The following is a 26,907-nucleotide window of genomic DNA, read 5'->3' as shown; positions in this document are numbered from 1 at the left end:
GCTACCGGGTCATGTGCCCGCCCGTCCCTACGACCGCGGGAGAAGCGACTGAGATGCACTGGAGGCATCTGCGCCGCCGATGCCAGAAGGTGATCGGCCGGATTCCTGTGCCGGACCCTTTCTCCGCACAGGACCTGTGCGAACGTCTTGCGGCCGAACGCGACCGGCCGCTGCGTCTACTGGCTCTGCCCACACCGACCGTCCCCGGGACGCCGTCGGGAATGCTGCTGTCCGTCGAGACCCAGGACTTCATCCTCTACGACGGGCAGACCAGCCCGTTGCACCAGGAGCACATCATCGTCCACGAGATCGGGCACCTGGTGTGCAACCACCGCTCCGCGCTCGACGACACCCGGCTCCACCGCCACCTCGACATCACCGATCCCCAGTCGGTGCGCCGGGTCCTGCCGCGGATCCGCTACGGCGACGAGCAGGAGCAGGAGGCGGAGATGATCGCCACCCTGATCCTGGAGGCGGCCGGGCGGGTGCCGGCGCCGACGCTGCTGTCGGGGATGCTGGGCGGCCTGGAATCGGCGATGGGCCTGCGGGTGGGCCGTCCTGCGGGGGCTTCGTGCTCACCTGGATAGAGAACGCGGGCATCGCCGCCCTGTGGTCGGCGGCCCTCGTCAGGGCTCCGCAGGCCGTCCGGCACCGGGAGCAGCGGCCTCTGTGGTTCGCCGTCGTCATGATCGCCCTGGCGATGTCCATGCACCTCGAACCCGTGACGGCCGCGCTCGCGCGCATCGTCCCCGGGGCGCACTGGGTGGACCTGACCACCCATCTGTTCAGCATCGTCGATGCGGCGGCGGTCCTGTGGTTCATCCACGGGGCGGCCGGCCGCCATCGCCGCACGCACCTGCTGTTCGGCACGGCGGTCGCCGTCATGGCCGCCCTCGTACTGCTGGACGTGCTGGGACCGGCACACGCGCGCAACCAGATCGCGCCGTCCCGGAGCACGGCGAGCGTGCCGGACGCCTACTGGTGGGTGTTCTTCGCCTTCCACCTCACGGCCGACACCTTCTGCGGATTCGTGTGCTGGAGTTACGGCCGGCACGGCACGCCGCGACTCCTGCGCTACGGGCTGCGCCTGTTCGGCACCGGCATCCTGCTGGCCTCCGTGCTGTGGTCGCTCAAACTCGTCTACCTCTGCACGCGTTCACCGGTGTTCGCGCCGCTGTTCTCGCCCGTGACCGGGGTCGAGGCGGCGTTCATGGCGCTCGGAGTGGCGCTTCCGGTGTTCGCCCGGATCCGGACCCACCTGCAGTACCGCAGGTCCTACCGCGGCCTGGAACAGCTGTGGCAGGACCTGACCACGCACACGCCGGACGTCGTCCTGCGCCCGGCCAACCGCATCGGCGCGGCGGCCGTCCCCCTCCAGCTGCGGCTCTACCGCCGGGTCATCGAGATCCGTGACGCGATGATCGTCCTGCGCAATTACATTCCGCCCACCACGCTCGAATCCATCCGTCAGAGCGTGGGGCGGCAGTCCCTGCCGGAACACCTGGTGGAAGCGCACATCACGGCGTCCTGGCTCACGGCCGCCCTGCGGAACAAGCACGACGGCCAGAAGCCCCATGCGCAGACGGCGAACCTCACGGGGCCCACGGACCGGGACGCGGACGAGTCGGCGCGCAGCCTGACCCACGAGATCGACCGTCTCCTGCTCGTCGCGTCCGCCTATCACACGACCACGACCGCCCCGCGGCCCGCGGGGAAATGAGACGAAGAGACAACAGAGAAAGGACGGCGGACCACCGTGCTCATCGCCTTCACCCTGACCCCCGTCGGCGTCGGGGAGAGCTTTCCCGACGAGATCGCCGACGCCGTGAAAATCATCCGCGAATCCGGGCTGCCGTACCGCTCGGATTCCATGTACACCATGATCGAGGGCGAGTGGGACGAGGTCATGGACGTCGTCCGGCGGGCCACGGAGGCCGTCGCCGCGAGGGCGCCGCGAGTCCAGCTGGTCCTGAAGGCCGATCTGTGGCCCGGGAAGCCCGGCATGCTGGACGGAAAGATCAGCATGTTCGAACAGCACATGGCCGACCGCGGGCAGTGAGCGTGCGCGCATGGCGTCGGGTGGTCATCCGTGTTGCGATGGAGAAAGGAAAACCGGCCACGACGGGAGGAGCGATCATGGCACGCAACAAGCCGCTCAAGGCCCGCGACATCATGACGGCGGGCGCGAAGTGCGTCGGCGAGCACGAATCGCTGCAGGACGCGGCGAAGATGATGCGCGAGCTGCAGGTGGGCGCGCTGCCCATATGCGGTGACGACGACAGGCTCCAGGGCCTGGTCACCGACCGGGACATCGTCGTCCAGTGCGTGGCCGACGGTGTGGATCCGGCGAGTGTGGAGGCGGGTTCGCTCGGCGGCGAGCTGCACTGGATCGACGCGGACGCGAGCGCGACGGACGCCCTGGCATCCATGGAGCAGCACCAGATCAAGCGGCTGCCGGTGATCGACGTGCAGAACGGCCACCGCCTCGTCGGCATGATCTCGGAGGCCAACCTCGCGCAGAACCTCTCCGACAAGCAGATCGCGGAGTTCGCTTCGCGGGTGTACGCGGGCGCGCACTGACCGCCCGCGTCACGGCGGTTCGAGGGCGGGCACCCGCTAGGTCTCGGGGCGTGCGAGCGCGAGCGTCCCGGTGGCCGTGGGTGCCGCTGCCGCCCTGAGGTGAGCCATGGCCCTCTCGCACAGGCCCGCCGCATCGGGGTCGGTGGAGGTGACGCTGAGGAACAGCCGGCCGCCCAGGCCGATCAGGATGACCACCGGGGCGCCGGAGAGCGTGGTGTGGGCCACGCCGTGGAAGGCGGTCACGCGCAGATCCCCGTACGTGTCCGGGATGGACATGCGGACGTTGCTCAGTGCCACGTCGAAGCGCGCTCCCTTCTTCTCGCTGCGGTGGAGCAGCGCGGTGATCATCCGGTGGGGCAGGGGCATCAGCCGGAACCCGGCCACGAGGGGGCGCAGTTCCTCCGGGTTCAGGCGACGGTGCAGGCGTTCCTTGACGTCGCGGGCCCGGTTCCAGAAGCCGTCCTGGAGCCCCGGGTCGACGGGGAGGACGAAGCTCGCGGCGTAGAGGCCGACGGATTCCTGGGGCGCGGGCACCAGGATGCGGCGCAGGTCCGCCGCGACGGCGATGCGGGCGGGCCCGGAGGCCCGCCGGGCGCGGGCGAAGGCCGTGCAGAGGGCTCCGTGCACGGTGGTCCGCTCGGCGCGGCAGCGTTCGAGCAGCGCGGCGGTCTCCGCCTTGCCCATCGTCCAGGTGTGGCAGGTCAGTGGTGTGGCGGGGCCACAGGCCCGTGCCGGTCCGGTGGCCTGGCCGGGGATGCGCAGGGACCGGGAGAGCTTGACGAGGTCGGAGGGGCGGACGCGGGGCCCGGGGAGGAGGCCGTCCGCGGAGGGCGCGGCGACCACCGGCTGTTCCGCTGCGGGTGCGGCCAGGTGCTCGAGGATGTCGCGGATCACGATGGCGGCGGAGTGGCCGTCCGCCACGACGTGGTGGAAGGCGGCGAGCAGGTCGAACGACGTCCCGCCGTCGACGAGGACGAACCGTGCCAGGGGGCCGGTGCCGGGGGTGAACGGACGCTGGAGCTCCTCCTCCATCACGCGGGTGAGGGGCCGTCCGGAGCCTGCGCCCACCACGCGCAGGGGCGTTTCGGGCACGTCGCGGGTCGTGAGCCACGCCCGCCAGGGGCCGGTGCGCTCCACGCGGGCGCCGACGAGGGGGTGCCGGTCGCGGACGGCGGCCAGGGCGCGCCGCAGCCGGGCGGGAGTCGTCGTTCCCTCCACGTGAACGGCCGCGACGACGGTGGCGGGCAGTGCCTCACCCGCCGCCCAGACCACGCGTTCGTACGGGGAGAGACGTCGGCGCACGGTCATGTGCTGCTCCGGATGTCGAGGGGTGCGGGACCCAGGGTGCTGCGGAGTCCGTCGGGCCAGGTGATGCGGGGGGTGAACGAGGGGAGGGTGCCGGGTGCGGTGGTCCAGGAGGGGTGCCGGGCCTCGCCGACCTTGTCCGGGTTGAGGATGCCGGTGCGGCCCAGGGTGCGGGCGGCGGCCAGGGCCAGGGGGACGGGGAGGTGCACCACCCGGGGCGGGCGCCGCCCCATGGCCGCGGCGACGGCCGCACCGATGTCGCTCCAGAGGTGCTCCGTGCCGTCCCCTGCGTGATAGACCGCACCCGGCGTGCCGGACTCGGCGGCGGCGAGCAGGGCGCGGCACAGGTCGTCGACGTGTAGCAGGGAGTAGCGGCGGGGGCCGCGGCGGCCCACGGCGGGGAGCAGTCCGGTCCTGGCGGCCGCGGCCAGGCTCGGCAGGAAGTGGCGGTCGCCCGGCCCGTAGACGATGGGGGGCCGCACGGTGAGGGCGGGCAGGCGGGTGTCGGCCTCCCGCAGGGCCTGTTCGCCGCCGAGTTTGCTGCGGCCGTAGGCGGAGACGGGGGCCGGCGGGTCGTTCTCGTGGCGCAGCCGCCCGGGGCCACTTGCGGCCAGTGAGGAGCAGTAGACGAGGCGGGGCGGGTGGGGCTGGGCGGCCAGGGCGGCCACCAGGCGCCGTGTGCCTCCGGTGTTGACGGTGGTGAGGGCCTGGGGGTCGGCGGCGTGGGTGAGGGCGGCGAGGTGGACGACGACGTCGGCGTCGGCGGTGGCCTCGCGCAGCCCGGTGCCGGTGACGAGGTCGACGGTCTCGGTGCGCGCGCCGGGGACGGGGCGCCGGGGGTCGCGCACGAGCGCGGTGACGTCGTGGCCGAGCGCGGTGAGGTGCGCGACGAGGCGGGTGCCGATGAATCCGGTGGCGCCGGTGACGGCGTATCTCATCGGGCGGCGGCCGGAGCGGGAGACGGGGCGGGGGCGGCGGCGAGGGCACGGTGGTAGAGGCGGTGGGTGCGGGTGTGGACGGCGCCCATGGCCCGGGCGTAGCGGGCGGCGTCCCGGTTGTCCTCCAGGATCCACGAGTACTCGTTCTCGGTGTACCCGAGGCGCGCGGCGGCCTCCTGGGCCCGGCAGAAGAGGGCGGCCATCAGCCCTCGTCCGCGGTGTTCCTTGGTGATGCCGGAGGTGGAGGCGCGGGTGCGGGTGATGCGGCGGCGCGCGAGGGTGGCCCGGATCAGTCCGAGGGGCAGGCCGCAGGTGGTGAGGCGGCCGCGGGCCGCGGCCAGCGCCTGGTTGGCGTCGGGGAGCCAGAGCGTGAAGCCGGCGGGCTCGCCGTCGACTTCGGCGATCTGCAGCAGGTCGGGCTGGAGGAGGGGCTTGAGGCGGCGGCCGAGGTGCCGGAACTCGGCGTCGGTGAGGGGCACGGAGGCGTAGTTCTCGGCCCAGGCCTCGTTGTAGATGCGCTGGACGACCGCGAGGTCCTCGTCGTAGCGGCGGCGGTCGAGGGGCCGCACGCGTACGCCGGGTGCGGCCAGGGCGCGCCGGGCGGCGCGGCGGATGACCGCGGGGGCCTCGCCGTCCGGTGGCACGGGGCCGGTGAAGGTGTGGAGGTCCTTGGCCTTGGTGAAGCCGTGTTCGGTGAACAGCTCCGAGTAGTACGGGGGGTTGTGCGGCATCTGGATGGTGGGCGGGCCGTCGAATCCGTCGACGAGCAGGCCGCATTCGTCGTTGGTGGTGAAGCTCAGGGGGCCGAGCATGCGGTCGGCCCCCTGCTCGGCCAGCCACTGGCCGGCGGCGGTGAACAGCGCACCGGCGACGGCCGGGTCGTCGGTGGACTCGAAGAAGCCGATGTGACCGGTGCCCGCCCGGTGGCGCTGCTGGTAGCGCGGGTCGATGTGGGCGGCGATGCGCCCGAGGAGGACGGGGCCCCGGTGGGCGATGAAGAGCTGGACGGTGCCGGTGGTGTGGAAGGGGTTGCGGCGGGGGTCGAGGCAGGCGCGCAGCTCGTGCTCGAGGGGGGCGACCCAGTGGGGGTCGTGGCGGTAGAGCCTGTAGGGCAGCCGGATGAAGGCGGTGGTGGCGGCGCGTCCCCGCACGGGGGTGATGGTGACGTCGGTCATCGTGCGGTCTCCGGGGCGGGGGCCTGGCGGGGGCGGGCCAGGACGGGGACGGCGGGGGCCGGCGGCAGGCGCCGGGCGGCCGCGAAGGCTTCGGCGATGCGGTCGACATGGGCGTCGGTGTGGGTCGCCTGGAGGGTGACGCGGATGATGCAGCACCCTTCGGGTACGGCCGGGGGTCCGACGGGGTTGGTGTAGACGCCTGCGTCGAGGAGGCGCTGCCACAGCCCGACGCAGGCGGCGGGCTCCCCGGCGCGTACGGCGATGACCGGCCCGGCGGGGTCCGCGGCGGTCTCCTCCGTTGCCGTCGCCGGGCCCGTGTCGTAGCCGAGGCCGGCGAGCCGTTCGCGGAGGCGGGCGGCGAGGGTCAGTACGCGGTGGCGCCGCCACGGCTCGGCGATGCTGATCTCCAGGGCGCTCCGGGCGGCCGCGAGGGCGGGCGGTGGCATGGAGGCGGAGAAGAGGATGGCCCGGGCCGCGTAGCGCAGGTAGGTGATGACGCGGGCGGGGCCGGCGAGGAACCCACCGGTGGAGCCGAAGCACTTGGAGAACGTGCCGGTGAAGAGGTCGACCCGGTCGTGGACGCCGAAGTGCTCGGCGGCGCCGCGTCCGGAGGGCCCCAGCAGTCCGATGTCGTGGGCGCCGTCGACGATGGTGCGGGCGCCGTGCCGGCGGGCCACGGCCGTCAGGGCGGGCAGCGGGGCGAGGGCGCCGTCCATGGAGAACATGCCGTCGGTGACGACGGCCTTGGCGGCTGCGGGGTCGGCGTCGGCGAGCAGCCGGTCCAGGTGTGCGGGATCGCGGTGGCGGTAGCGGAGGCGGTGGGCGGCGCCCAGCCGGATGCCGTCGATCAGCGAGGCGTGGTTGGCGTTGTCGCTGAGGACGAGGTCGCCGGTGCCGAAGAGGGCCGCGAGGGCGAGGTTGGACTGGAAGCCCGTGGTGACCACGGCCGCGTCCTCGGTGCCGAGGAAGTCGGCGACGGCGGCCTCCAGTTCGCCGTGCAGCGGGAGGGTGCCGTTGAGCGTGCGGGCGCCCGAGCAGGAGGCTCCGTAGGTGCGGAGGGCGGCGCCGGCGGCGGCGGTGACCCTGGGGTCGGTGGCCAGGCCGAGGTAGTCGTTGCAGCCGGCCATCACGACCTGCCGTCCGTCCATGACGGCTTCGCCGTCGCGGGCGTGGAGCGGGCGGTAGTAGGGGCGGACCGGCGTGGCGTGGACGGCTTGCAGGAAGGGGGAGTTCAGGGGCTTGTCGAAGAGGTCGGCGGATCGGTTGCTGTCGGGCATGGGGGCGTGGGGCTCATTCCGTCGGCGGGAGGGAGCTGGGGGCCGTGCACGGGGTGGGGGCACGGGAGGAGCGGGGGTGGTGCGCCTGCAGCCTGCCGTGCGGGGACGCGCGGAGCCAGGACGTCGGGGCCGCTTTCACTCACGCGTGGTCCTCATTGGCTTTTCCGCTCGTACCTCTATACGATCGCCCGCCCCCGGCCCGGGGCGGTGCACGCCCGTCACCGCCGGGCCCGTGCCGGGTTGCGGGGTGGTGGGGCCGGGCGCAAGGTGAGCGTAAAGATCACCCGTCCTGCCCGAAGGAGTTCGTTCATGGGTGCTTCCCGCGGAACCGCTCTCATGGTCTCCGGTGTTCTCTGTGGTGCGCTGGCTCTGGGCGCGACCGGCTCCGCCGTCGCGTCGGCCGGCTTCCCGCCCCCGATGCCGCCCACGACCCCCGTGGCGACCGAACCGTCGGCCGCGGATCCCCGGGCGGCACGCGAGGCGGCCGCCGGCGGCGCCCGGGCCATCGACCGCAACGTGATCGGGCAGCGGGCCGCGGCGGCCGTCGAGGAGTGCGCCTCGGCGGACGCGGCCGGGGACGCGGAGCAGGGCGGGACGTGCGCGAAGCTGAAGGGTCATCTGGAGGAACTGCGGCACGCCCGGGCGGCGCTGGCCGAGCAGGCGAAGGCCGCCCGGCCGGACCTGAAGAAGATGACCACGGCCACGACGGACGCCGCCGCGGCCACGGCGTACCTGGCCAAGTACGGCGTCGACGTCTCCGACCTGGCCCGCAGCCCGGGCCACAAGGGCGACCGGTACGACGACCACGACTCCTCGGGGCTGCTGTCGGTGGTCACGTGGCTGCTGGGCGGCCTGGTGCACACGGTCGGCGGGGTCGTCGGCGGGCTGGTGGGCCTGGTCGGCGGGGTGTTGCAGGGCATTCTGAGCTGAGCGCCTGAGGAACCGGCAGGGCGGTGCGGGCCCCGGCGGGCCCCCCCCCCCCTGCCACACCGCCCCACCCGGTGTTCCGCATCTCTTGACACCTCAGGGATTGTCATGGACATTCTCACCGCTTGGACCGGACCAACTCCCGGCCGCCGCCCCCGGCGGCGCCGTGCTCCCACCCCCCACCGCACTTCCCCGCGCCCTGCCCGGAGGAGCCATGAAGAGATCCCGTTCCCGCCGCCCGCGCGCCCGTACCGCCGTGGCCCTGCTGTCCGCCCTGGCGGCGGTGGCCGCCCTCGGCAGCACGGCGCCCGCGGCCTCCCACCCCCGGCCGGCCGAGCCCGCGGCACTCGCCGCCCTCGCGCCCGCGCCCTCCCCCGACGCCCCGCACCGGGGCACGGTCACCGGGGCGCACGCCCCCGGCCGCTCCGCCGCCCGCGAACGGGCCGCCCGCGTCTTCGCGGAGGGCCGCCGGGCCGCGACCTCGGCGGGTTCGCTGAGCAACCACGCGCGCACGGCAGGCGGCGGGACCGCGACCCCCGAGGCCGACCTCACGCACAACTGGTGGGGCGTCTTCCCGCAGCCCGGAACCCACGACGGCATCATGGCCACCCACAGCGTCGACGCCTCCTACCGGGTCTCGGACGGCGAGAACTTCACCTACTCCCCCACCACCAAGGCGCAGAACTCGTGCATGGAAGTGGTCACGGCCTACTGGAACAGCGGCAACGAGATCTGGGCCTGGGACTGGTGTTCCGACCCCGGAGGACCCGCGAGGACCGTGGCCGTCGACGCCTCGTTCCTCGCCACGTACACGAACGGCGCGACCGGGCGGCCCGCCTACAGCGTGCAGATGGTCCAGGACGACGCCCCGGCCAACCGCTGGTCCGCGTACCTCTACAACTACCGCACGGCCGGCTGGGACCTGCTCTTCCGGAACGCGGGGCAGGACCGGAGCGGGCTCTCGCACGGCTGGGACATGTTCGAGGTCTACGCAAGCGTCAACCCTGCGACCGGCACCGGCTACTACTGCAGCGAGGCGAGGAACACCGTCTTCGACTCCAGCTCCGTCGCGCTGCGCAGCCGTGGGGCGTGGCAGCCCGCCCGGCCGGCCGACTCGCCGTGGACCGAGACCAGCCCCCAGGGCCGTGACTTCCTCTGCCCGCCACTGAGGTTCCTCCAGGCCGGCGCCAACGACCACTGGACGGTCCGTCAGTAGCCGCACGCACCGCGAAGCCCGCCGCCGGGGCCGCCGGGCGACCCGGCCGCCTACGCACAGTGATCAACCCGCCAGAACTCATGAGCGGGCGGCGGCGAAAACCGAAGGTGCGCCAGGGGAAGAGGACTACCCGGCCCCGGCCGCCGTCACACGCTGCGTCACCGGAGCGGGGGAGAGATCCGCGGATCCGGCCTCCTCCGCCCGGTGGATCCCCCGAGAGTTGCACCCATGAGCCTCACCACTGCAGGCAAAACTCCCGGACCCGTCCGCTTCTACCTGGCGTGCGACCACCACGGCTGCACCACCCACACCACCTTCGACCTCGTCATTCCCGACCCCGGCCCCTCGCGCGACGACGACCTGTGGGGGCACCTCCTGCACCACACGCACACGGCCACGCCCCACATCAAGGAGCTCGGCTGGAGCTACATCCACGGCAACGGCTACACCTGCCCGACCCATCAAGTGCCGGCCCTGCCCAGCGCCTCCTGACGTCCCGTCGAGGCGCCTCCCGGCTCCGGCCCCTGTCAGGGGGCCGGGCCCGGGCCGACGGGACCGCCCCCGTCCCGGCACCCGGCAGCGCCCCCGCGAGTGGCATGCTGACCGCGTGAGCAGACCGGAAATCCATGTCACCGTCGCCCCTGAGCTGCAGCTCTTCGTCAACTCCGAGCTGCGGCGGAAGCGGGCGCCCGTCGCGATCGACGCGTCGTCGTCGCTGGGCCACGTCATCGAGTCGCTGGGCGTCCCGCTCACCGAGGCCGGGCGGCTGCTCGTCGACGGACGGCCCGTGCCCGCGGCCCACGTCCCCGCGGCGGGGGAATCGGTGGAGGTGCGCTCGGTCGAGCGCCCGCAGCAGGTGCCCGGCGCGCCGCTGCGCTTCCTCCTCGACGTGCATCTCGGGACGCTCGCACGCCGGTTGCGCCTCCTGGGCGTGGACGCGGCCTACGAGAGCGAGGACATCGGCGACCCCGCCCTCGCGGCGCTCTCCGCGGCGGAACGCCGGGTGCTGCTCAGCCGCGACCGCGGCCTGCTGCGGCGGCGCGAGATATGGGCCGGCGCCTACGTCTACAGCGACCGGCCCGACGAGCAACTGCGCGACGTCCTCGGCCGCTTCAGGCCGGTGCTGGCGCCGTGGACGCGGTGCACCGCCTGCAACGGGCGCCTCGCGGACGCCGAGAAGGACACCGTGGCGGAGCGGCTGGAGCACGGGACGCGGCGGACGTACGACGTCTTCGCGCAGTGCACGGCCTGCGAGCGCGTGTACTGGCGCGGGGCGCACCACGAGCGGCTGGAGGCCATCGTCGAGGACGCGGTGCGGGAATTCGGCGGACCGGCCGCGTGAGCCGCCCGCCGGGGCGTGCCGTACCGCTGAGGGCGGCGTGACGGAATGTAGCGTGCTGTCCGGATTCCGCAAGCCGGTTCCGTCTCGGGGAGCCGGTCGTGCACGGGAGCCGGTCGCGTCCGGAGGACGGTCATGCTCAAAGGGTTCAAGAACTTCGTCATGCGCGGTGACATCGTCGCCGTCGCCGTGGGCCTGATCATCGCTCTGGCCCTCAGCACGCTCATCAAGGCGTTCACCGACTTCATCATCAACCCGATCATCGCCCGGGCCCAGGGCGGGCATTCGATGGGGCTGGGCTGGCAGCTCGGCCGGGCGGGCAACAAGAACACGTACCTGGACCTCGGCTCGTTCCTCTCCGCGGCCGTCTACTTCCTCGTCTTCATGGCCGTGGTCTACTTCTTCATCGTCATCCCGTACAAGCACCTGCAGGCGCGGCGCGGGGTCGTGGTCTTCGCGGATCCGGGCCCGCTCAAGACCTGCGCGGCCTGCCTGTCGGAGGACATCCCCGCGGCGGCGCTCAAGTGCCGCTACTGCGGAAGCGAGCAGCCCCCGTCGGCCGCGCCGGGCGGGAGGCCCGCGCCCGGGGCGTACTGAGGGCCTGCCGCGTGCGGGGCTCCGGCCCGGTGACGACGGCCCCGCCCACAGGGTCAGGGCCAGGTGCGGTTGCGGGCCTCGGCGCGGGCGCGCCGCTCCTCCGTCCGGATGCGGCGCTCCTCGGCGGCTCGCCGCACCCCCTCGGCCCGTCGCTCCGCGTAGCCGTTGGGCTCCACCACATGGAAGCACTGGCCGCAGACGTAACCGCCCTCGGGGCCCTCGATGACCGGGTTCAGACAGTCCTTACACAGCATCACGACAGCATTCGGCCGGGAAACAAGACACCACCATTATTCCGCCCGCCTCCCGCAGCGGCAGCACAATCCGTTGCCATCAGCCACCCGGAGTAACCGACCCCGCGCGCGATACCACTCCCCTATATACGTCCTATAGGGCATTGTGGGGCCGCGCGGGCGCACCGGGAGCTGCTGGGCGATGAAAGATACGACGAAAAGGGCCGCGGGCAGGCGTTGTGCGCTCACGGCAGGCGTAGTCGCCGCACTCGCGGGGGTGACGGGATGCCCGGGGCCGGACCACCCGGCCGAGCCGGTCCGGGGGCCGGCGTCGGAAGCGGGCGGGAGGCACACCGGCCCGCGGACCGGGGAGCGTTCGGCACCGCCCTGGCCCGCACGCACCGGGTTCACCCTGGTGGCCTCCGGCGACGTCCTGCCGCACGACGAGATCATCCGGCAGGCGCAGCAGGACGGTGCCCGGTCCCGGCGGCCGGGCGGCAGGGGCGAGGGCGCCCGCAAGGAGCCCGACTTCGGCCCCATGTTCGCCGGCGTCAAAGGGACGGTGTCCGCCGCGGACCTGGCGATCTGCCACATGGAGACGGTCTACGGCGAGGAGAAGGGGCCGTTCCGCGGCTATCCGTCGTTCGTCTCGCCGCCGCAGGTCGCCCGCGCCCTCAAGGAGACCGGGTACGACTCGTGCTCGACGGCGTCCAACCACACGACGGACGCGGGGAGTGCGGGGGTCGCCCGTACGCTCGCGGCCATGGACAAGGCGGGTCTGCGGCACGCCGGTTCGGCGCGCTCGGAGGCCGAGGCGCGGCAGGTCACCCTCCTGCGGGCGGGGCCCGCCCGGGTGGCTCAGCTCTCCTATACCTACGGGACCAACGCTCCGGTGCCGAAGGGGCGCCCGTGGATGGTCAACCTCACCGACCCGGCGCGGATCCTGTCCGACGCGCGGGCCGCCCGGGCGGCGGGGGCGGACGTCGTCGTGGTGAGCATGCACTGGGGCACCGAGTGGCAGAGCGAACCGGACGAGGAACAGCTGTCCCTGGCCCGGCAGCTGACGCGGGCGGGCGGAAGGCGGCGGCCGGCCGTCGATCTGATCCTCGGCACGCACAACCACGTGCCGCAGGCCTACGAGAAGGTCAACGGCACGTGGGTCGTCTACGGAATGGGCGATCAGCTCGCCGGGAGGATGATCAATCCGCAGGGCGATCCGGACCGGCGGGGCAACGAGAGCAGCATCGCCCGCTTCACGTTCGCCCCGCCCGCCCGGGCGGGCTCCCGCTGGCGGGTCGTCAAGGCCGAGTTCCTCCCGCAGATCACGGACCACGGCCCGCCGTGGCGCGTCCTGGAGCTCCCTCGCTCTCTGCGCACCCGGCCGGGCGGGCGGGCCGACCTGGACCGGGCGCGGAAGGAGATCGCCGCGGCCGTGCTGTCCCGGGGTGCGGCCGAGGACGGCCTGACGCCCGCCCGCTGACGGGGGCCGGCCCGGTGCGGGCGGCCCGTGAGGGGCAGCGGCCCGTGACGGCGGCTCAGCCCATCGCGGCCCGGGTGACGGGCGAGTCCTCCAGAGTGCCGCGGTTGACTTCCTTGCACAGCGGGACGGCGTTGACGTTGCCGACGTAGGCCGCCGCGACCCAGGTGGGGCGGTTGCGCAGCATGTACCAGATGTCGTTCCCGCCGACGCTCTGGGCGTGGACCTTGCAGCGCAGCCCGATCTTGGCACCTCGGCCGAAGGTTCCCCGTACGGCCGAGTCCGTGCTGGGGTACATCCGCTCGTTGACGCCCGTGGGGCTGGTGATGGTGCCGGCGGGGCGTTGCGGCACCGGCGGGACGCCGGGGCCCGAGGCCGCCTGGGCGGATCCGGCGACCAGCAGCGAGCCGGCCAGGGCGGCCACCACGATGGCGTCCGTCGAGATCTTCTTGCTGCGGGCTGCGAGGGTCCTGGGCATGGGGGCTCCCTGTGTGCGGGGTGGATGAAGCAATGCCGACGTACCACGCCGCAATCTTTAATAAACCTGGACAAAGCGCTATCAGCCGGACGGGGGTGGGTCCTTGCGGGCCCGGCTGGGCTGCACGCGCTTCGGCTCGCCCTTCATCTTCGGGTGCTCCGGCGGGTAGGGCAGGTCGCCCAGCCCGTGCTCGCGCTCGTCCCGGTCGGCCAGTTCCAGGGCGGCCTCCAGCCCGCACGGCCGGTCCTCCATGCCCGCGTGCAGATCGCCCACGGCCTCGAACCGGGCCGGCATGGTGGCCAGGTCGAAGTCCTCGGGCACCGCGTCGCCGGCCACCTCGTCCCACGTCAGCGGTGCGGAGACCGGAGCGTGCGGGCGGGGCCGCACCGAATAGGCGCTGGCGATGGTGCGGTCGCGGGCGGTCTGGTTGTAGTCGACGAAGACCTTGGCCCCGCGCTCCTCCTTCCACCACGCCGTGGTGACCTCCTGCGGCGACCGCCGCTCCAGCTCCCGCGCGACGGCGATGGCCGCCCTGCGCACCTGGACGAACGTCCACCGCGGCGCGATGGGCACGAACACGTGCAGCCCGCGCCCGCCGGAGGTCTTGGGCCAGCCGGTCAGGCCCAGGCCGTCGAGGACCTCCCGGAGCCCGAGGGCGGCGCGAACGGCGTCCGCATACCCGGTGCCCGGCTGCGGGTCGAGGTCGATGCGCAGCTCGTCGGGGTGCTCGGTGTCCGTCCGGCGCACGGGCCAGGGGTGGAAGGTCAGGCAGCCCAGGTTCGCGGCCCACAGCACGGCCGCGGCCTCGTTGGGGCAGATCTCGTCGGCGTGGCGGCCGCTGGGGAAGGCGATCCGGCCGGTCGGGATCCAATCGGGCAGGTTCTTCGGCGCCCGCTTCTGGAAGAAGGACTCCCCCTCGACCCCGTCCGGGTAGCGCTCCATCGTGGTCGGGCGGTCCTTGAGCGCCCGGACGATGCCGTCGGCGACGGCGAGGTAGTAGCGGGCCAGGTCGTACTTGGTGAAGCCGCGCTCGGGGAAGTAGACCTTGTCCGGGTGCGACAGCCGTACCGTCCGCTCCCCGACGGTGAGCTCCAGCGCCTCCTCTGCCATACCCCTCACGCTAGAGGCCCGCGCCGCACGGCGCCTGCGGGCGGCGGCTCGGGGCGCGGGGCTCGCGAAGAGGCGGCCGGGGCCCGGGGCCCGCACAATCGCGGTCATGGATCTCCCGGTGATGCCCCCGCTGCAGCCGATGCTCGCCAAGTCCGTGGCGAAGATCCCGCCCGGCATGCTGTACGAGGCGAAGTGGGACGGCTTCCGGGCCATCGTCTTCCGCGACGGCGACGACGTCGAGCTGGGCAGCCGCTCCAGCAAACCGCTCACCCGCTACTTCCCGGAGCTCGTCGAGGTCTTCCGCGAGCAGCTCCCGCCCCGCTGCGTGCTCGACGGGGAGATCGTCATCAGCCGCGGCGGGCGCCTCGACTTCGACGCCCTGCTCGAACGCATCCACCCCGCCGACTCCCGCGTCCGCCATCTGGCCGAGGTCACCCCGGCGAGCTTCATCGCCTTCGACCTGCTCGCCCTCGGCGAGGAATCCCTGCTGACGACCCCGCAGCGGGACCGGCGGGACGCGCTGACCTCGGCACTGCAGGGCGTACGGGCCCCGGTCTACATCGCGCCGGCCACCTACGACCTCGAGACGGCCCACGCGTGGTTCGAGCAGTTCGAAGGGGCCGGGCTCGACGGGGTCGTCGCGAAGCCGCCCGCCTCCCCGTACCGGCCCGGCGAGCGGGCCATGGCCAAGATCAAGCACGAGCGGACCGCCGACTGCGTCGTCGCCGGGCTGCGCCACCACAAGAGCGGGCCCGTGGTGGGATCCCTGCTGCTCGGCCTCTACGACGCGGCCGGGCGGCTGCAGCACGTCGGGGTCTGCGCCTCCTTCCCCATGCGCCGCCGGCAGGAGCTGATGGCCGAGCTCGAACCCCTGCGGATGCCCACGGCGGAAGGTCACCCGTGGCAGGAGTGGGCCACCGAGGAGGCGCAGGCCGCCGGCCGGATGCCCGGCGGGCCCAGCCGGTGGACCGGCACCAAGGACCTGTCCTGGGTGCCCCTGCGCCCCGAACGGGTCTGCGAGGTCGCCTACGACCACCTCCAGGGCGACCGCTTCCGGCACACCACGCAGTTCCGCCGCTGGCGCCCCGACCGCGAGCCGCACCAGTGCACGTACGCCCAGCTGGAGGAACCGGCGGCCTACAAGCTGGCCGACGTCCTCCAGCTGTGAGGTCCGCGGCGGGCGCCGCCCGCGGCGTCCCCGCTCAGAGCGTGCGCAGGGCGGGGAGCAGCTCCCTCTTGGCCCAGTCCAGGTACGGGGCCTGCTGGTCGCCGCCGATCTGGATGAGGGCGACCTCGGTGAACCCCGCCTCCGTGTACGCCCGCACCGCCTCCACGAAGCGGTCCGCATTGGATCCGCAGGGGATCGCCTTCGCGACGTCGTCCTTGGTGACGAAGGCGGACGCGGAGGCGAAGGCCGCGTCGTGCGGCAGCTCGGAGTGGACCGGCCAGCCGAGCCCGAACCAGCGGAACTGCTCGTGGGCCCGCTCGACCGCCGCGTCGTGGTCGGTGTCGTAGCAGACGGGCAGCTGTCCGATGCGGGGCTTGCCGGCGCCTCCGTGGCGGTCGAACGCCTCCAGCAGCTCCCTCCGTGGCTCGGTCGCGATGACCACGTCGGCCAGATGGCCGGCCAGGCGGCACGAGTGCTCCCCCGAGACGGCGATGCCGATGGGCGGGGCGGGCTCGGGAACGTCCCACAGCTTGGCGTGCTCGACGTCGTAGTGGGTGCCGTGGTGGGTGACGAGCTCCCCGTCCAGGAGCGCCCGGATGATGAAGACCGCCTCTTCGAGCATCTCGTGCCGGACGCTGACGCCCGGCCAGCCGCGCCCGACGACATGCTCGTTGAGGTTCTCCCCCGACCCCAGCCCGAGGCGGAAGCGCCCCTGCGAGAGCAGCTGCACCGTGGCCGCCTGCTGGGCGACGACCACGGGGTGGTAGCGCGTGGTGGGACACGTCACGAACGTCATGAGCGGAATCCGCGACGTCGCCTGCGCCGCGGCACCCAGGACGGCCCACGCGTTGGGCGAATGGCCCTGGGACGCGAGCCAGGGGGAGTAGTGGTCGGACGTGACGGAGAAGTCGAATCCCGCGTCCTCCGCGCCCACCACGTGCGAGACGAGCTCACGGGGGCCCGCCTGCTCGGTCATCATCGTGTATCCGATGCGCACCATTGCGCCTTCTCCTCCGATTTCCCCTTTTTCAGATCCCGTTCGGCGTAATCCGACGTGTCTGACGGGTCGGCACCTGTCACTCTGTCTGGAATGGACAGATCGGCCGATATGAAATATTGGGGGATCGATGTCACACAAGTCCCGGCGACACACGGCCCGGCCCCGCAAGGCACGGGCGTCCATGACGAGACCGACGGGAACGAAGAAGAAGAGGAGGAACCGGGCGCTGCGCTGCGGTGCGGTCGTCCTGGTGTGCGCAGGGGCGCTGTCGCTGGCGGGACCGGCCAGCGAGGCCCTGACGGAGGAGGACGACAACCTCGATGCCACGTCCCCGTTCTGGGTCGAGCCGCGGGGGCCGGCGGCCCGTCAGGTGCGGGTCTGGCAGGAGCAGGGGCGCGAGGACGACGCCGTCGTCCTGCAGCGCATCGCGAAGGAGCCCATGGCGGTCTGGCTGACCGGTGACGATCCGAAGGCGCAGGCCGAGAGCGTCACCCGGCAGGCCGAGCGCAGCGGGGTCATTCCCGTGCTGGTCGCCTACAACATCCCCCAGCGCGACTGCGGTCAGTACTCGTCGGGCGGCGCTCCCGACGCCGCCCACTACCGCGCCTGGGCCGCGCGGGCCGCGGCCGGGATCGGCGCGCGCCGGGCCTGGATCGTCCTCGAACCGGACGCGCTCGCCCAGTGGGCGTCGGGCTGCGTTCCCGCAGCGGCCGCCAAGCAGCGCCTGGCGCTCATCGCGCAGGCCGTGCGGACCTTCAAGTCCAAGCCCGGCGTCTCCGTCTACATCGACGCCGGAAACCCCGGCTGGATCCGGGACCACAACATGATGGTCACGGCGCTCACCGAAGCGGGGATCGCGGAGGCCGACGGGTTCGCGCTGAACGTCTCCAATTTCCACACGACGCCCGTCACCCGCGCTTACGGCGACCGTCTCTCCGCCCTTCTCGGCGGTGCCCATTACGTCATCGACACGAGCCGCAACGGCAACGGCCCGCTTCCGGCACCGCCGGAGGGCGGGAAGAAGAAGGACGAACACAAGAAGGAGAAAGAAAAGGAAAAGGAGAAGGAGAAGCAGAAGGAGGGCGGCGATGAGGAGGACAAGGAGCAGGACCAGCAGCAGCCCGTGCCTGCGGCCGCCGAGGCCCGGAGGGCCGCGGGCACGCGGGGTCCCGGGGACGGAGCGGAACCGGAGGACGGGGACGGGGAGGAGGAACACGAGCCCGAGTCCTGGTGCAACCCGCCCGGGCGGGCGCTCGGCGCCCCGCCCAGCACCGCCACGGGGAACCCGCGCGTCGACGCCTTCCTGTGGATCAAGCGTCCCGGCGAGTCCGACGGCGCCTGCCGCGGCGCGCCGCCCGCGGGCCGCTGGTGGGCCGAGTACGCGCTCGCCCTCGCCCGCGCCACGCCGTCGCACCTCATGCCGCCCGCCCTGGAGTCCGGGCAGCCGGAAGTCCCCCTCCTGCCGTCCGTGCTTCCCGCCAACCCGCCGGGGAGCGCCCCGGCCGACGGCGCGCAGGCGCCCGCCGCCTCCGAGCCCGCGTCCGCTCCTGCGCCCGCACCCGTGCCCGCCCCGGTCCCCGCACCCGCCACGGCGCCGACGGCCGGATCGCCCCAGGGACCCGCTCCCACTGCTCCGCCGGCGGCGCCGCCTGCCGGGCCGCCCACGGACCCGCCCGGAGACAAGCCGGTTCCGCACCTTCCCGGCACGAGCCCGGCCGAGCCGGGGCATCATGGGTGAACGACTGACCGGGCGGATCCGGGGCTGACGCGGAGGGCTGCGATGAACCCTGACGGACGGGTCAACCGAACGGTGGCGTTCATCGCCGGCGCAGGGCACTCCGGGACGACGCTCCTCGGCCTGCTGCTGGGCACGCACGCCTCGGTCTTCTACGCAGGAGAAGCGTGGAACAGCACGCGCCTGGGTGCCGTGAAGGACGACGGGAAGACGGTCCAGTGCGCCTATTGCGGTGCCGGCTGCTCCGTATGGGCCGGCCTGCGCCCGGGCAGCGACGGCCTGGGGCCGGCGGGTTCACCGGACCTGTACGAAACCCTGTCCGTGCGGTCCGGGCGTCCTGTCGTCGTCGAATCGACCAAGGCGGTCCGCTGGATCGAGATGCAGGCGGCAGCGGTGCGGGACGTCGTCCCGGCCCATCTCCTCCTCCTGGGCCGGGACGGGCGGGCCGTCGTGAATTCGCAGCTGCGCAAGTACCCCCACATCCCGGCGCGCGAGCACGCCGGGAAATGGGCGGCGCAGATCCGCGCCTCGGAAGAACTCGCCGCCCGCTGGCCGGGCCCGGTGTCCCGTCTCCATTACGAGGACCTGGCCACGAGGACCGAAAGCACGCTGCGGCGGCTGACCGCCTCGCTCGGTCTCGCCTTCGAGCCAGCGATGCTCGATCCGTGGAACAGCGAGCAGCATCCGCTCGGCGGCAACAGCGGCACCCATTTCCTCCTCGCCCGTTCGCGCGGCTCCCGCGCGAACGGCACGGCGCCGGCGGACTTCCCCGTCGACGCGGGCAAGCGCGAGCACTACTCCCGGCATCCGCCCGCCGTGGTGCTCGATCTGCGGTGGCATCAGGAGATGCCGGAGGACGCCCTGGCGGTGTTCGAGGAGATCGCCGGCGAGGTCAACATCCCCTACGCGAGGTAGTCCGGCGCACCGACCGCGGCCGGTGCGGAGGGAGGGTGTGCGGCCTGTACGTTCCGGGGCCGTCAGTAGTGCCAGCGCGGCTTGCCGCTGTCGCCGCCGCAGATGATGGCCCGGCCCTGAGCGTCGTGCGTGCGCGACCCCACATCGGCCGAACGGCAGTACTGGCCCGCCTTGTAGCAGTTGCCGGCGTTGGAGCGGATCTCGCACGTCGTACCGGCGTCGCGCGGCGCGGGAGTACGGGCTGCGGAGCCGGCTGCGCCGGTGTGCCCGGCAGCGGGCGGGGTGGCCGTCTTGCGCGGCGGCTTCGGCAGGACCGGCGAGGGCGCCGTGCTGCGGGAAGGCGCGGTGGCCGGAGCTTCCGACGGCGGCGTCGAGGGTGAGGGGGACGGGGCCGCGGACACCGGAGCGGAGACGGAGGGCGAGGACTTCTTGCCCGGCGACGTGCCCTCGTCGCCCCCGGTGCAGCCGGCCAGCGTGAGCACGCCGGCCAGGGCTATCCCGCAGGCGGCGGCCCAGCGACGGCGAAAGGCGGAGGGGGACGGGGAAGTCGGGGAGGTTTCGGAGGAAGACATGGCCAGGGGACTCCACGAGCGGAACGGGCAGGGGAAAAGCCGCACTTCGAAATCCGCGATTCCGCTTTGTTGCGGACACGGGAAATCGCTGCCGACACGTGGGGGGAACCAACTTGGCTCACCCACATTAGCGGCATCACGCCACGCAGGTGAACCAAGATCTCAGGGAAATCCACGGTCGGCCGGGGCGGCGCCGTGCCGTGTGCGGAACGGGAGTTGACCGGCCGCCTCTGCCCGTACCCCGCCCGATCGGCGCACTCGGCGATCCGCACGGTCTGTAATGATGGCACCGTGGACGAAGAAGCCATCCCCGTGCTTTATGTCGAGAACGCGCGCACAGCGGTCGCGTGGTACGCCCGGCTCGGTTTCGCCGAGCAGTGGGAACACCGCTTCGAGCCGGGCCTCCCGGCGTTCGTCGAGGTGGCACGCGGGCCGGTGCGGCTGTTCCTGTCGGAGCACCAGGGGGACGCCCGGCCCGGCACGCTGATTTATCTGCGGGTCCGCGATATCGACGCCGTCGCCGCCGAGTTCGGCGTCCCACCCGTTTCCGCCCCCTGGGCGCGCGAGATCGAGTTGCAGGACCCCGACGGAAACCGGCTGCGCGTGGGGACTCCGGTCAATTGACGGACGCGGCGCGGACCGGGCGGGCGACCGGCCGGCCGACCGCCCGCAGCCCTTGCCACCGCACTCCTCCATCCTGTTGACCGAATATCGACGTTTCGGTCGCGGGAAGCGCGGCTACGCCGCTTGCCGACTTGGAGCTGTTGATCGCTGGCACTACCATCCAACTGGTTGCCTAAGTCAACTGCTGGCAATCGTACTGCCGCATCAGGAGGAATCACCCATGACCGCCACGGCGCAGCAGTTCCGCACATATGTGGAGCGGAACCTCGACATCCTGGAAGCCGAACCCACCAGGACGGCCGTCGTTCACCACGACCGCCGCGTCACCGCCGGCGAACTCCGCGACCTCGTCCACCGCATGGCCCGCGCGCTGCTCGCCCAGGGCATCGAGCGAGGGGACACCGTCACGCTGCTCAGCGGAAACCTGCCGGAGACGATCGCCGCCCGCTACGCCGCCAACCTGATCGGCTGCTCGGTCAACCACCTCTACAACAAGCTGGCGGCCGACGTTCAGGCCAACATCATCCGCGACGTCGAGACGCGCGCCCTGATAGCCGACCCCGCCTACGCGTCGCGCGCCGCCGAACTGGCCGGGCTGACGGAGGTCCGCACCGTCCTCTCGCTGGGCCCGGCCGAGGTGGGCACGGACCTGCTGGAGCTGTCCGCCGGCGAGTCCGCCGAACCGCTCGGCGGACTCGCCCGCCCCGAGGACATCTGCATGATCCGCCACACCGGCGGCACCACGGGTCACCCCAAGGCCATCTGCACCGCTTTCGAGCGGCTGCCGGGCTTCCAGGACGACGTCGACGAGATCCTGGAGCCGGAGGGCAAGGACGAGGACGGGATGCGGCAGCTGGTCTGCACGACGCTCGCCCACGCCGCCGGACTGCTGGCCGACGTCACCCTGCGCACCAGCGGCGGCACGGTCGTCCTGCTCGACGACTTCGACCCCGTGGAGGTCCTGGCGACGATCGAGCGCGAGCGCATCACCCACATGTTCCTGCTGCCGCCCCTGCTGTACCAGCTCATGGACCAGCCGGAGGTGGAGCGCACCGACACCTCCAGCCTCCGCAACATCACCTACGGCGGCTGCCAGTCCTCCCCCGCCCGGCTCGCCTCCGCCGTCCGGCGCTTCGGGTCCGTGCTGACGCAGTTCTACGGGCAGAACGAGGCGGGCGGCATCAGCGTCCTCGGCCCCGAGGACCACGACCCCGAGAACCTGGACCGGCTGCGCACCGCCGGCAAGGCCATGAAGGGCGTCGAGATCGCGATACGCGACGAGTCCGGCCGCAACCTGCCCACCGGTGAGCACGGCGAGGTCTGCGTGCGCTCCGAGCACATCATGCAGGGGTACTGGAAGCAGCCCGAGCTCACCGCCGAGGTCCTGCGTGACGGCTGGCTGCACACCGGCGACATCGGCTTCCTGGACGACGAGGGCTACCTGACCATCGTCGACCGGCTCAAGGACATGATCGTGGTGGTCGGCGGCCACGTCTACACCACCGAGCTCGAGGACCTGCTCAACACCCACCCGCAGGTCCTGCAGAGCGCCGTCTTCGGCGTCCCGGACGCCAACCGCATGGAGCACGTGTACGCGGCGGTGGTGGCCGCCCCCGGCAGCGAGCTCGACGAGAAGGAGCTGCGCGAGATGGTGAACCGGGAGCGCGGCGCCATGTACGAGCCGGCTCACGTCTCCTTCATCGACGCCCTGCCGCTGACGGACGCGGGCAAGCCGGACAAGAAGCTGCTCCGGCGCGAGGCGGAAGCGGAGGCGGAGGCCGCAGCCTCCCTGTGACCCGCAGGGCCGGCCGCCGCCCCGCGGCCGGCCCCTTCAGCGAAAACGATTCGGTGGCCACACGCTCCCTGAGCAACAATCACCACGGCCAGGGAGCACATCCGACCATCGTTTCGAAAGCCGCAGATCACACCGATGCTTTTCCGGCCAACCGATGCCGTCGCCGGCCCGGGCCGGTGCGCGTCAGCGAGCGGAGTCGAGGGCCGCCTGCTCCGTGCCCTGTTCGGCTCGCAGTTGGGCGGCCACCGTGTCCGTGCGGGCCCGTAGCGCGAGGACGCGCTCGCCGGTCTTGGTGCCGTGCAGCGGGGGTTCCGCGGGGAGCACCGGGATGCCCTTGGCCTGGGCCGTGAGCACCAGGCTGTGCATGACCTCGGCCTGCTGGGCCAGCAGGGCCGTGCTGAACATGTTGGCCCGCAGGGTCTTCTTCATCCCCAGCGCGCCGCGGTAGGTGATTTCACAGGCGACGTTCACCGTCTCCAGCCGCTGCTCGCCCGCCTGCTCCAGCGCGGCGAGCATGACCGAGGCGAGGCCCTCGACCACCTTGGTGACGACCCACTTCCGCCCGGGGAGCGGGGGCAGGAGGTCCCGGATCCGGTCGATCTCGGCGTCGAGCGCCTCCGTGGTCATGGCGCTGAAGGCGTCGTGCAGCTGGAGGTGGACGACCTTGTCCCAGGGGATGTCCTCGCCGTCGAAGCCGACCGACTCGGGTCCGAAGCGCAGCGCGCCGATGCCGTCCAGCGGGCGCAGCGCCTTGGCGGTGATGGCGGGGACCTTGGGGTGGCGGCAGATCAGGGCGCCGAGGGAGAACTCCCACTCCACGGGCGTGGGCGCGGCGGGGGCGGGCAGCGAGCGCAGGACGGAGAGGGCCCAGTCGCCGGAGGCGTTCGTGCCGGCGCGCCCGGCGTCGACGCCGCGCTGTACGGCGTGGGCGACATCCTTGCCGAAGGAGGTGGCCGCCGATCCCACCTGGTCGCCCAGGTTCTTCACCCGGTTGAGTATGCCCATGCCCTGACCCCGTTTCACCTGCGTTGTTCGTGTGGCGGCGACACTTTACCCAGTGATCGGGACGGGCGGCGCAGCGCTCACTCCCCGGCGGTGGGCGGAAGGGTCCGGTCCACGAGGTCGGCGATCAGGTCGTCGAGAGGGAACGGGGCGAGGACGGCTGATGGGGCGCGGCACCTACGAGCCCGCACTCTCCGCGGGAATCACCAGCCCGTACGCCCACCTGCGGCAGTACGTCTTCTCCCGGACACTCGCCGGCGCCGACCCGGCGGTCGAGATCGTCTCCGGCGACCCGGTCGCGTTCGTCCGTGAGCTCAAGCAGCAGGACGGCATGGACGTCTGGCTGTGCGGCGGCGGAGAGCTCGCGGGTACGCTCCTGCCCGAGATCGACGCACTGATCGTCAAGTGCTACCCGGTGGCCATCGGCGCCGGCATCCCGGTCTTCAGCACCGCGTTCCGGCCCCACCGGTTCGGCCTCGTCGACAGCCGTTCGTTCGCCGGCGGAGCGGCCGTGCTCACCTACACCAGGGGTCTCGACTAGCCTGAGGGCACAATGAACCGTTTGATGACGCCATGGGGCGAGCTGGGCCTGACTCGTTTCCCCGAGGACCCCCGCGACCAGCTCCGAGCCTGGGACGCCGCCGATGAATACCTCCTCAGCCATCTGGCGGGGAGCGCGGAGACCGCGGACGGCCCCACGGACCTGTCCGGCACGGTGGCCGTGCTGGGCGACCGGTGGGGCGCGCTGACCACTGCCCTCGCCGAGCACGGCCACAGCCCCGTACAGATCACCGACTCGTTCCTCGCCCAGCAGGCCACCCGCCTGAACCTGGAGCGCAACGGCGTCGCGCCCGGCGCCGTCACCCTGCTGTCGACGCAGGACTCCCCGCCGGACCGCATCGACGTCCTGCTGGTCCGCGTGCCCAAGAGCCTCGCGCTCCTGGAGGACCAGCTGCACCGGCTCGCTCCCCGGCTGCACGCGGGGACCGTCGTCGTCGGCACGGGCAAGGTGACCGAGATCCACACCTCGACGCTGAAGCTGTTCGAGCGGATCGTCGGCCCCACCCGGACCTCGCTGGCCGTGAAGAAGGCCCGGCTCATCTTCTGCTCGCCGGACCCCGCCCTCCCCCGGGCCGCGAGCCCCTGGCCCTACAGCTACTCGCTGCCGCTGGGCATCGGTCCGGCCTCCGGGCTGACGGCCACCAACCACGCCGGCATCTTCTGCGCCGAGCGGCTCGACATCGGCACCCGCTTCTTCCTGCGCAACCTGCCGCAGCGGCGCGGCCCGGAGCGCATCGTGGACCTCGGCTGCGGCAACGGCATCGTCGGGACGGCCGCGGCACTGGCCAACCCGCAGGCCGAGGTGGTGTTCGTCGACGAGTCGTACCAGGCGGTGGCGTCCGCGGAGGCCACGTTCCGGGAGAACGCGGGCGCGCGGGCCGCGGCCGAGTTCCGGGTGGGCGACGGGCTGTCGGGGATGCCCGCCGAGTCCGTGGACCTGGTGCTCAACAACCCGCCCTTCCACTCCCACCAGTCGACCACCGACGCGACGGCCTGGCGCATGTTCACCGGGTCGCGCGCCGCGCTGCGGCCCGGCGGGGAGCTGTGGGTCATCGGCAACCGTCACCTCGGGTACCACGTGAAGCTGCGCCGTCTCTTCGGCAACTGCGAGATCGTGGCGAGCGACGCGAAGTTCGTCGTTCTGCGGTCGGTCAAAAACTGAACTTTCCGGGCCGGGAGACCCCGCTGGCGGGCAGTGATCCAGATCACTGCCCGCCAGTGGTTTAAGGCTTCTGAGGGCACGTGCGCCCATGGCATGATCATGCCGTTACCGGCGGGTAGCCGTCCGGTTCACCCGTCCATGCCGTGTGATGCGGGCCGGAGTGCACACCTCCTCCGGCCTGCCCCCACCTCACGCTCCCGAGGATCGAATTTGCGCAAGCCCGCACGATTCATAGCTTTACCCGCCATCACCGCTGCCTCCCTGCTCGCCACCGGGTGCTCCGCGGCCTCCGGGCCGTCCGGCAGTGACACCGGCGCCGGCACCGAGCAGGCCGCAGCGGCCCGTCCGCCCGCCGCGGAACCCCAGCTCGCCGTCCGGGCCGCACCCGAGGGCGCGGGCGCCCCGAGCGCCGTGGCCCGCCCGTCCGGCTCCGGCAGGACGGCGCAGAAGTCCTCGCTGAAGGTCGCCTCGTTCGACCGGAAGAGCGGACGCGCCGTCATCTCCGGCGCGGCGAAGCCCCCGAAGGGCCTGGCCCCCGGCCGCACCCCCACGCCCTCCGGCTCGGCAAGCGCCGGAAGCAGCGCGGCCCCCGGGAAGAACAACCAGGTGGACGTCGGCGACATCATCGCCAGCGCCCCCGCCCCCGGTGCCCCCGACGGTGTCCTCGCCAAGGTCACCAAGGTGCTCGGCAAGACCGAGAAGGGCACCGAGGTCAACACCGCACCGGCGACGATGGGCGCCCTGCTGGGCGACGCCAAGGCCGGCGGATCGGTCCCCGTGGACCCGTCCACGGTCGGCGTGGAGCCGCTCGTCAAGGGCGTCAAGGTCTCCTGGGCGAAGACCGGCAACGTCAACTTCGGGCCCAAGGGCGCGAAGCTGCCGCTGGGCAACCTGCGGATCGACGTCGGCACGTCCATCGCCACCGCCAAGGACGCCCCCGCGTCCGCCTCCGCGTCGGCCTCGGGCTACGTCCAGCTGGCTCCGGAGGTGAACTTCGCCTACGACGGCGGCGGTTCCGGCTTCGGCGGCGCGCCGGCCGGCGCCTCGGTCTCGCTGTCGGGCGACTGGTCCTCCCAGTGGGAGCTGAAGGGCCAGGCCGCAGCCTCGACGGAGGGCAAGCCGCTGCGGCTTCCGTTCGCCAAGCTGCACGCCTCGCCGGTCATCCAGGTCGGCGCGGTGCCCGTCGTGGTCAACCTCGGCCTCACCTGCTACCTGCAGGTGGACGCCGACGGCCACGTCAACGTCGACGTCAAGGAGGACCTCAAGGGAGGCTTCCGCGTCGGCGGCGAGTACACCAAGGGCAAGGGCTGGTCGCCGGTCAACTCCTCCGACATCACGGCCACTTCGCCGCAGGCGTCGGTGGAAGCGGCCGGCAAGGTGAAGGCCACGCTCGGCGCCGAGGCGTCCGTCGGCCTGTACGGCGCGGTCGGCGTCACGGCCGACGTCGCCCCGTACCTGCGGGCCGAGGTCGAGGGGCGGGCCGCCGCGGCCGCCGACGGCTCGGCTTCGGCCACCGGCAAGTGGGCCGCGTACGGCGGGCTGGACCTGGCCGGAGCCCTCCAGCTCCAGCTGAAGATCTTCGGCACGCCGATCTTCCAGAAGCCCATTCCGCTGGGCTCGCTCCACAAGGAGTGGAAGCTCGCGGGCGGAGAGGGAACCGTCTCCACGGCGGGCCGCCGCAAGTAGGCCCCGCACAGGCGGACAAGAGCACCGGTACGCGC

The 26,907-nt window shown here is 72.7% G+C and carries 28 protein-coding genes; 18 read left to right on the top strand and 10 right to left on the bottom strand.

From position 1 onward, the window contains the following. Positions 1–53 precede the first annotated feature (53 nt). From AS857_RS13810 to AS857_RS13795, 4 genes are all read left to right on the top strand, one after another. Positions 54–587 (top strand): M48 family metalloprotease, encoded by a 534-nt coding sequence (locus AS857_RS13810; protein WP_216823967.1) that lies wholly within the window; start codon positions 54–56, stop codon positions 585–587. Next, complete coding sequence (locus AS857_RS13805; RefSeq protein WP_079110305.1) at positions 572–1,720, top strand: MAB_1171c family putative transporter; 1,149 nt, start codon at positions 572–574, stop codon at positions 1,718–1,720. The genes AS857_RS13810 and AS857_RS13805 overlap by 16 nt, the downstream gene beginning before the upstream one ends. Before the next feature lie 36 nt (positions 1,721–1,756). Further along, complete coding sequence (locus AS857_RS13800; RefSeq protein ID WP_058043393.1) at positions 1,757–2,059, top strand: thiamine-binding protein; 303 nt, start codon at positions 1,757–1,759, stop codon at positions 2,057–2,059. Positions 2,060–2,136: 77 nt separating this feature from the next. After that, positions 2,137–2,580: a CBS domain-containing protein gene (locus AS857_RS13795; RefSeq protein WP_058043392.1), complete on the top strand. Its 444-nt coding sequence runs from the start codon at positions 2,137–2,139 to the stop codon at positions 2,578–2,580. A gap of 36 nt (positions 2,581–2,616) precedes the next feature. On the opposite strand, the gene AS857_RS13790 is transcribed toward AS857_RS13795, so the two are convergent. The 4 genes from AS857_RS13790 to AS857_RS13775 are packed head-to-tail and all read right to left on the bottom strand — an operon-like array spanning position 2,617 to position 7,275. Next, a complete protein-coding gene (locus tag AS857_RS13790) occupies positions 2,617–3,888 on the bottom strand; it encodes a condensation domain-containing protein (protein ID WP_058043391.1) in 1,272 nt (423 codons plus the stop codon). Further along, entirely contained in the window at positions 3,885–4,823 is a 939-nt protein-coding gene (locus AS857_RS39955; protein ID WP_063804246.1) for an NAD-dependent epimerase/dehydratase family protein, read from the bottom strand. Before AS857_RS39955 ends, AS857_RS13790 begins: the two co-directional genes overlap by 4 nt. After that, the gene (locus tag AS857_RS39950) at positions 4,820–5,998 is read right to left on the bottom strand and encodes a GNAT family N-acetyltransferase (RefSeq protein WP_058043390.1); all 1,179 of its coding nucleotides are present in this window, start codon (positions 5,996–5,998) and stop codon (positions 4,820–4,822) included. Before AS857_RS39950 ends, AS857_RS39955 begins: the two co-directional genes overlap by 4 nt. After that, entirely contained in the window at positions 5,995–7,275 is a 1,281-nt protein-coding gene (locus tag AS857_RS13775; RefSeq protein ID WP_058043389.1) for an aminotransferase class I/II-fold pyridoxal phosphate-dependent enzyme, read from the bottom strand. The genes AS857_RS39950 and AS857_RS13775 overlap by 4 nt, the downstream gene beginning before the upstream one ends. Before the next feature lie 309 nt (positions 7,276–7,584). Between AS857_RS13775 and AS857_RS13770 the strand changes: the two genes are divergently transcribed. The 5 genes from AS857_RS13770 (at position 7,585) to AS857_RS13750 (ending at position 11,354) form a co-directional block, all read left to right on the top strand. Continuing rightward, positions 7,585–8,205, top strand: coding sequence for a hypothetical protein (locus tag AS857_RS13770; RefSeq protein ID WP_144440804.1), 621 nt, complete (start codon positions 7,585–7,587; stop codon positions 8,203–8,205). A gap of 211 nt (positions 8,206–8,416) precedes the next feature. Next, positions 8,417–9,418, top strand: coding sequence for a hypothetical protein (locus tag AS857_RS13765; protein ID WP_058043387.1), 1,002 nt, complete (start codon positions 8,417–8,419; stop codon positions 9,416–9,418). A 228-nt stretch (positions 9,419–9,646) separates the two neighbouring features. After that, positions 9,647–9,910, top strand: a complete 264-nt coding sequence (locus AS857_RS13760; protein WP_058043386.1) for a hypothetical protein — start codon at positions 9,647–9,649, stop codon at positions 9,908–9,910. 115 nt (positions 9,911–10,025) lie between these two features. Then, positions 10,026–10,760, top strand: coding sequence for a Mut7-C RNAse domain-containing protein (locus tag AS857_RS13755; protein ID WP_058043385.1), 735 nt, complete (start codon positions 10,026–10,028; stop codon positions 10,758–10,760). Positions 10,761–10,892: 132 nt separating this feature from the next. Then, complete coding sequence (locus tag AS857_RS13750; protein ID WP_058043384.1) at positions 10,893–11,354, top strand: large conductance mechanosensitive channel protein MscL; 462 nt, start codon at positions 10,893–10,895, stop codon at positions 11,352–11,354. Positions 11,355–11,407: 53 nt separating this feature from the next. Here AS857_RS13750 and AS857_RS13745 read toward each other — a convergent pair whose 3' ends face one another. Further along, a complete protein-coding gene (locus tag AS857_RS13745; RefSeq protein WP_058043383.1) occupies positions 11,408–11,608 on the bottom strand; it encodes a hypothetical protein in 201 nt (66 codons plus the stop codon). Positions 11,609–11,789: 181 nt separating this feature from the next. On the opposite strand from AS857_RS13745, the gene AS857_RS13740 reads away from it, so the two are divergent. Further along, positions 11,790–13,067: a CapA family protein gene (locus tag AS857_RS13740; protein ID WP_079110304.1), complete on the top strand. Its 1,278-nt coding sequence runs from the start codon at positions 11,790–11,792 to the stop codon at positions 13,065–13,067. A 55-nt stretch (positions 13,068–13,122) separates the two neighbouring features. On the opposite strand, the gene AS857_RS13735 is transcribed toward AS857_RS13740, so the two are convergent. Both AS857_RS13735 and ligD read right to left on the bottom strand, forming a co-directional pair. Continuing rightward, on the bottom strand, positions 13,123–13,542 hold the full coding sequence (locus AS857_RS13735) for a hypothetical protein (protein WP_079110303.1): 420 nt from the start codon (positions 13,540–13,542) through the stop codon (positions 13,123–13,125). Between the two features lie 81 nt (positions 13,543–13,623). Beyond that, on the bottom strand, positions 13,624–14,652 hold the full coding sequence (ligD, locus tag AS857_RS13730; protein WP_058043381.1) for a non-homologous end-joining DNA ligase: 1,029 nt from the start codon (positions 14,650–14,652) through the stop codon (positions 13,624–13,626). A 106-nt stretch (positions 14,653–14,758) separates the two neighbouring features. Between ligD and AS857_RS13725 the strand changes: the two genes are divergently transcribed. Continuing rightward, a complete protein-coding gene (locus tag AS857_RS13725; RefSeq protein WP_058043380.1) occupies positions 14,759–15,820 on the top strand; it encodes an ATP-dependent DNA ligase in 1,062 nt (353 codons plus the stop codon). A 34-nt stretch (positions 15,821–15,854) separates the two neighbouring features. On the opposite strand, the gene AS857_RS13720 is transcribed toward AS857_RS13725, so the two are convergent. Beyond that, complete coding sequence (locus AS857_RS13720) at positions 15,855–16,820, bottom strand: TIGR03557 family F420-dependent LLM class oxidoreductase (protein ID WP_058043379.1); 966 nt, start codon at positions 16,818–16,820, stop codon at positions 15,855–15,857. A 181-nt stretch (positions 16,821–17,001) separates the two neighbouring features. Between AS857_RS13720 and AS857_RS39540 the strand changes: the two genes are divergently transcribed. After that, positions 17,002–18,558, top strand: coding sequence for a glycoside hydrolase family 6 protein (locus tag AS857_RS39540; RefSeq protein WP_144440803.1), 1,557 nt, complete (start codon positions 17,002–17,004; stop codon positions 18,556–18,558). Positions 18,559–18,600: 42 nt separating this feature from the next. Beyond that, positions 18,601–19,470, top strand: coding sequence for a sulfotransferase family protein (locus tag AS857_RS13710; RefSeq protein WP_058043377.1), 870 nt, complete (start codon positions 18,601–18,603; stop codon positions 19,468–19,470). 62 nt (positions 19,471–19,532) lie between these two features. Here the strand turns inward: AS857_RS13710 and AS857_RS13705 are convergent, their stop codons facing one another. Then, the gene (locus AS857_RS13705; protein ID WP_144440802.1) at positions 19,533–20,042 is read right to left on the bottom strand and encodes a hypothetical protein; all 510 of its coding nucleotides are present in this window, start codon (positions 20,040–20,042) and stop codon (positions 19,533–19,535) included. A 291-nt stretch (positions 20,043–20,333) separates the two neighbouring features. Here AS857_RS13705 and AS857_RS13700 point away from each other — a divergent pair, with 291 nt between their 5' ends. Continuing rightward, positions 20,334–20,666 carry a glyoxalase superfamily protein gene (locus tag AS857_RS13700; protein WP_058043375.1) on the top strand — a complete coding sequence of 111 codons (333 nt, stop codon included), beginning with the start codon at positions 20,334–20,336 and terminating at the stop codon, positions 20,664–20,666. A gap of 220 nt (positions 20,667–20,886) precedes the next feature. Further along, on the top strand, positions 20,887–22,461 hold the full coding sequence (locus AS857_RS13695) for an AMP-binding protein (RefSeq protein WP_058043374.1): 1,575 nt from the start codon (positions 20,887–20,889) through the stop codon (positions 22,459–22,461). A gap of 183 nt (positions 22,462–22,644) precedes the next feature. On the opposite strand, the gene AS857_RS13690 is transcribed toward AS857_RS13695, so the two are convergent. Next, the gene (locus AS857_RS13690) at positions 22,645–23,466 is read right to left on the bottom strand and encodes a hypothetical protein (protein ID WP_058043373.1); all 822 of its coding nucleotides are present in this window, start codon (positions 23,464–23,466) and stop codon (positions 22,645–22,647) included. Between the two features lie 160 nt (positions 23,467–23,626). On the opposite strand from AS857_RS13690, the gene AS857_RS13685 reads away from it, so the two are divergent. From AS857_RS13685 to AS857_RS13675, 3 genes are all read left to right on the top strand, one after another. Then, the gene (locus AS857_RS13685) at positions 23,627–24,004 is read left to right on the top strand and encodes a dihydrofolate reductase family protein (protein WP_058043372.1); all 378 of its coding nucleotides are present in this window, start codon (positions 23,627–23,629) and stop codon (positions 24,002–24,004) included. A gap of 12 nt (positions 24,005–24,016) precedes the next feature. Continuing rightward, positions 24,017–25,186: a methyltransferase gene (locus AS857_RS13680; RefSeq protein WP_173864751.1), complete on the top strand. Its 1,170-nt coding sequence runs from the start codon at positions 24,017–24,019 to the stop codon at positions 25,184–25,186. Positions 25,187–25,396: 210 nt separating this feature from the next. Continuing rightward, the gene (locus AS857_RS13675) at positions 25,397–26,872 is read left to right on the top strand and encodes a hypothetical protein (RefSeq protein WP_058043370.1); all 1,476 of its coding nucleotides are present in this window, start codon (positions 25,397–25,399) and stop codon (positions 26,870–26,872) included. Positions 26,873–26,907 lie beyond the last annotated feature (35 nt).

Source organism: Streptomyces roseifaciens (assembly GCF_001445655.1).
GTDB lineage: Bacteria > Actinomycetota > Actinomycetes > Streptomycetales > Streptomycetaceae > Streptomyces > Streptomyces aureoversilis.
Note: the sequence above shows the minus strand (reverse complement) of the source record. Positions and strands in the feature narration are given on the sequence as shown.

Excerpts from the sequence above, each read along its gene's own strand:
- AS857_RS39955 (WP_063804246.1), bottom strand. The coding sequence starts at position 4,823 with ATGAGATACGCCGTCACCGGCGCCACCGGATTCATCGGCACCCGCCTC.
- AS857_RS13740 (WP_079110304.1), top strand. The coding sequence starts at position 11,790 with ATGAAAGATACGACGAAAAGGGCCGCGGGCAGGCGTTGTGCGCTCACG.
- AS857_RS13770 (WP_144440804.1), top strand. The coding sequence starts at position 7,585 with ATGGGTGCTTCCCGCGGAACCGCTCTCATGGTCTCCGGTGTTCTCTGT.
- AS857_RS13765 (WP_058043387.1), top strand. The coding sequence starts at position 8,417 with ATGAAGAGATCCCGTTCCCGCCGCCCGCGCGCCCGTACCGCCGTGGCC.
- AS857_RS13760 (WP_058043386.1), top strand. The coding sequence starts at position 9,647 with ATGAGCCTCACCACTGCAGGCAAAACTCCCGGACCCGTCCGCTTCTAC.
- AS857_RS13720 (WP_058043379.1), bottom strand. The coding sequence starts at position 16,820 with ATGGTGCGCATCGGATACACGATGATGACCGAGCAGGCGGGCCCCCGT.
- AS857_RS13790 (WP_058043391.1), bottom strand. The coding sequence starts at position 3,888 with ATGACCGTGCGCCGACGTCTCTCCCCGTACGAACGCGTGGTCTGGGCG.
- AS857_RS13710 (WP_058043377.1), top strand. The coding sequence starts at position 18,601 with ATGAACCCTGACGGACGGGTCAACCGAACGGTGGCGTTCATCGCCGGC.
- AS857_RS13745 (WP_058043383.1), bottom strand. The coding sequence starts at position 11,608 with ATGCTGTGTAAGGACTGTCTGAACCCGGTCATCGAGGGCCCCGAGGGC.
- AS857_RS13795 (WP_058043392.1), top strand. The coding sequence starts at position 2,137 with ATGGCACGCAACAAGCCGCTCAAGGCCCGCGACATCATGACGGCGGGC.
- AS857_RS13725 (WP_058043380.1), top strand. The coding sequence starts at position 14,759 with ATGGATCTCCCGGTGATGCCCCCGCTGCAGCCGATGCTCGCCAAGTCC.
- AS857_RS13680 (WP_173864751.1), top strand. The coding sequence starts at position 24,017 with ATGAACCGTTTGATGACGCCATGGGGCGAGCTGGGCCTGACTCGTTTC.
- AS857_RS13775 (WP_058043389.1), bottom strand. The coding sequence starts at position 7,275 with ATGCCCGACAGCAACCGATCCGCCGACCTCTTCGACAAGCCCCTGAAC.
- AS857_RS13690 (WP_058043373.1), bottom strand. The coding sequence starts at position 23,466 with ATGGGCATACTCAACCGGGTGAAGAACCTGGGCGACCAGGTGGGATCG.
- AS857_RS13685 (WP_058043372.1), top strand. The coding sequence starts at position 23,627 with ATGGGGCGCGGCACCTACGAGCCCGCACTCTCCGCGGGAATCACCAGC.
- AS857_RS13705 (WP_144440802.1), bottom strand. The coding sequence starts at position 20,042 with ATGTCTTCCTCCGAAACCTCCCCGACTTCCCCGTCCCCCTCCGCCTTT.
- AS857_RS13810 (WP_216823967.1), top strand. The coding sequence starts at position 54 with ATGCACTGGAGGCATCTGCGCCGCCGATGCCAGAAGGTGATCGGCCGG.
- AS857_RS13735 (WP_079110303.1), bottom strand. The coding sequence starts at position 13,542 with ATGCCCAGGACCCTCGCAGCCCGCAGCAAGAAGATCTCGACGGACGCC.
- AS857_RS39950 (WP_058043390.1), bottom strand. The coding sequence starts at position 5,998 with ATGACCGACGTCACCATCACCCCCGTGCGGGGACGCGCCGCCACCACC.
- AS857_RS13750 (WP_058043384.1), top strand. The coding sequence starts at position 10,893 with ATGCTCAAAGGGTTCAAGAACTTCGTCATGCGCGGTGACATCGTCGCC.
- AS857_RS39540 (WP_144440803.1), top strand. The coding sequence starts at position 17,002 with ATGACGAGACCGACGGGAACGAAGAAGAAGAGGAGGAACCGGGCGCTG.
- AS857_RS13695 (WP_058043374.1), top strand. The coding sequence starts at position 20,887 with ATGACCGCCACGGCGCAGCAGTTCCGCACATATGTGGAGCGGAACCTC.
- ligD (WP_058043381.1), bottom strand. The coding sequence starts at position 14,652 with ATGGCAGAGGAGGCGCTGGAGCTCACCGTCGGGGAGCGGACGGTACGG.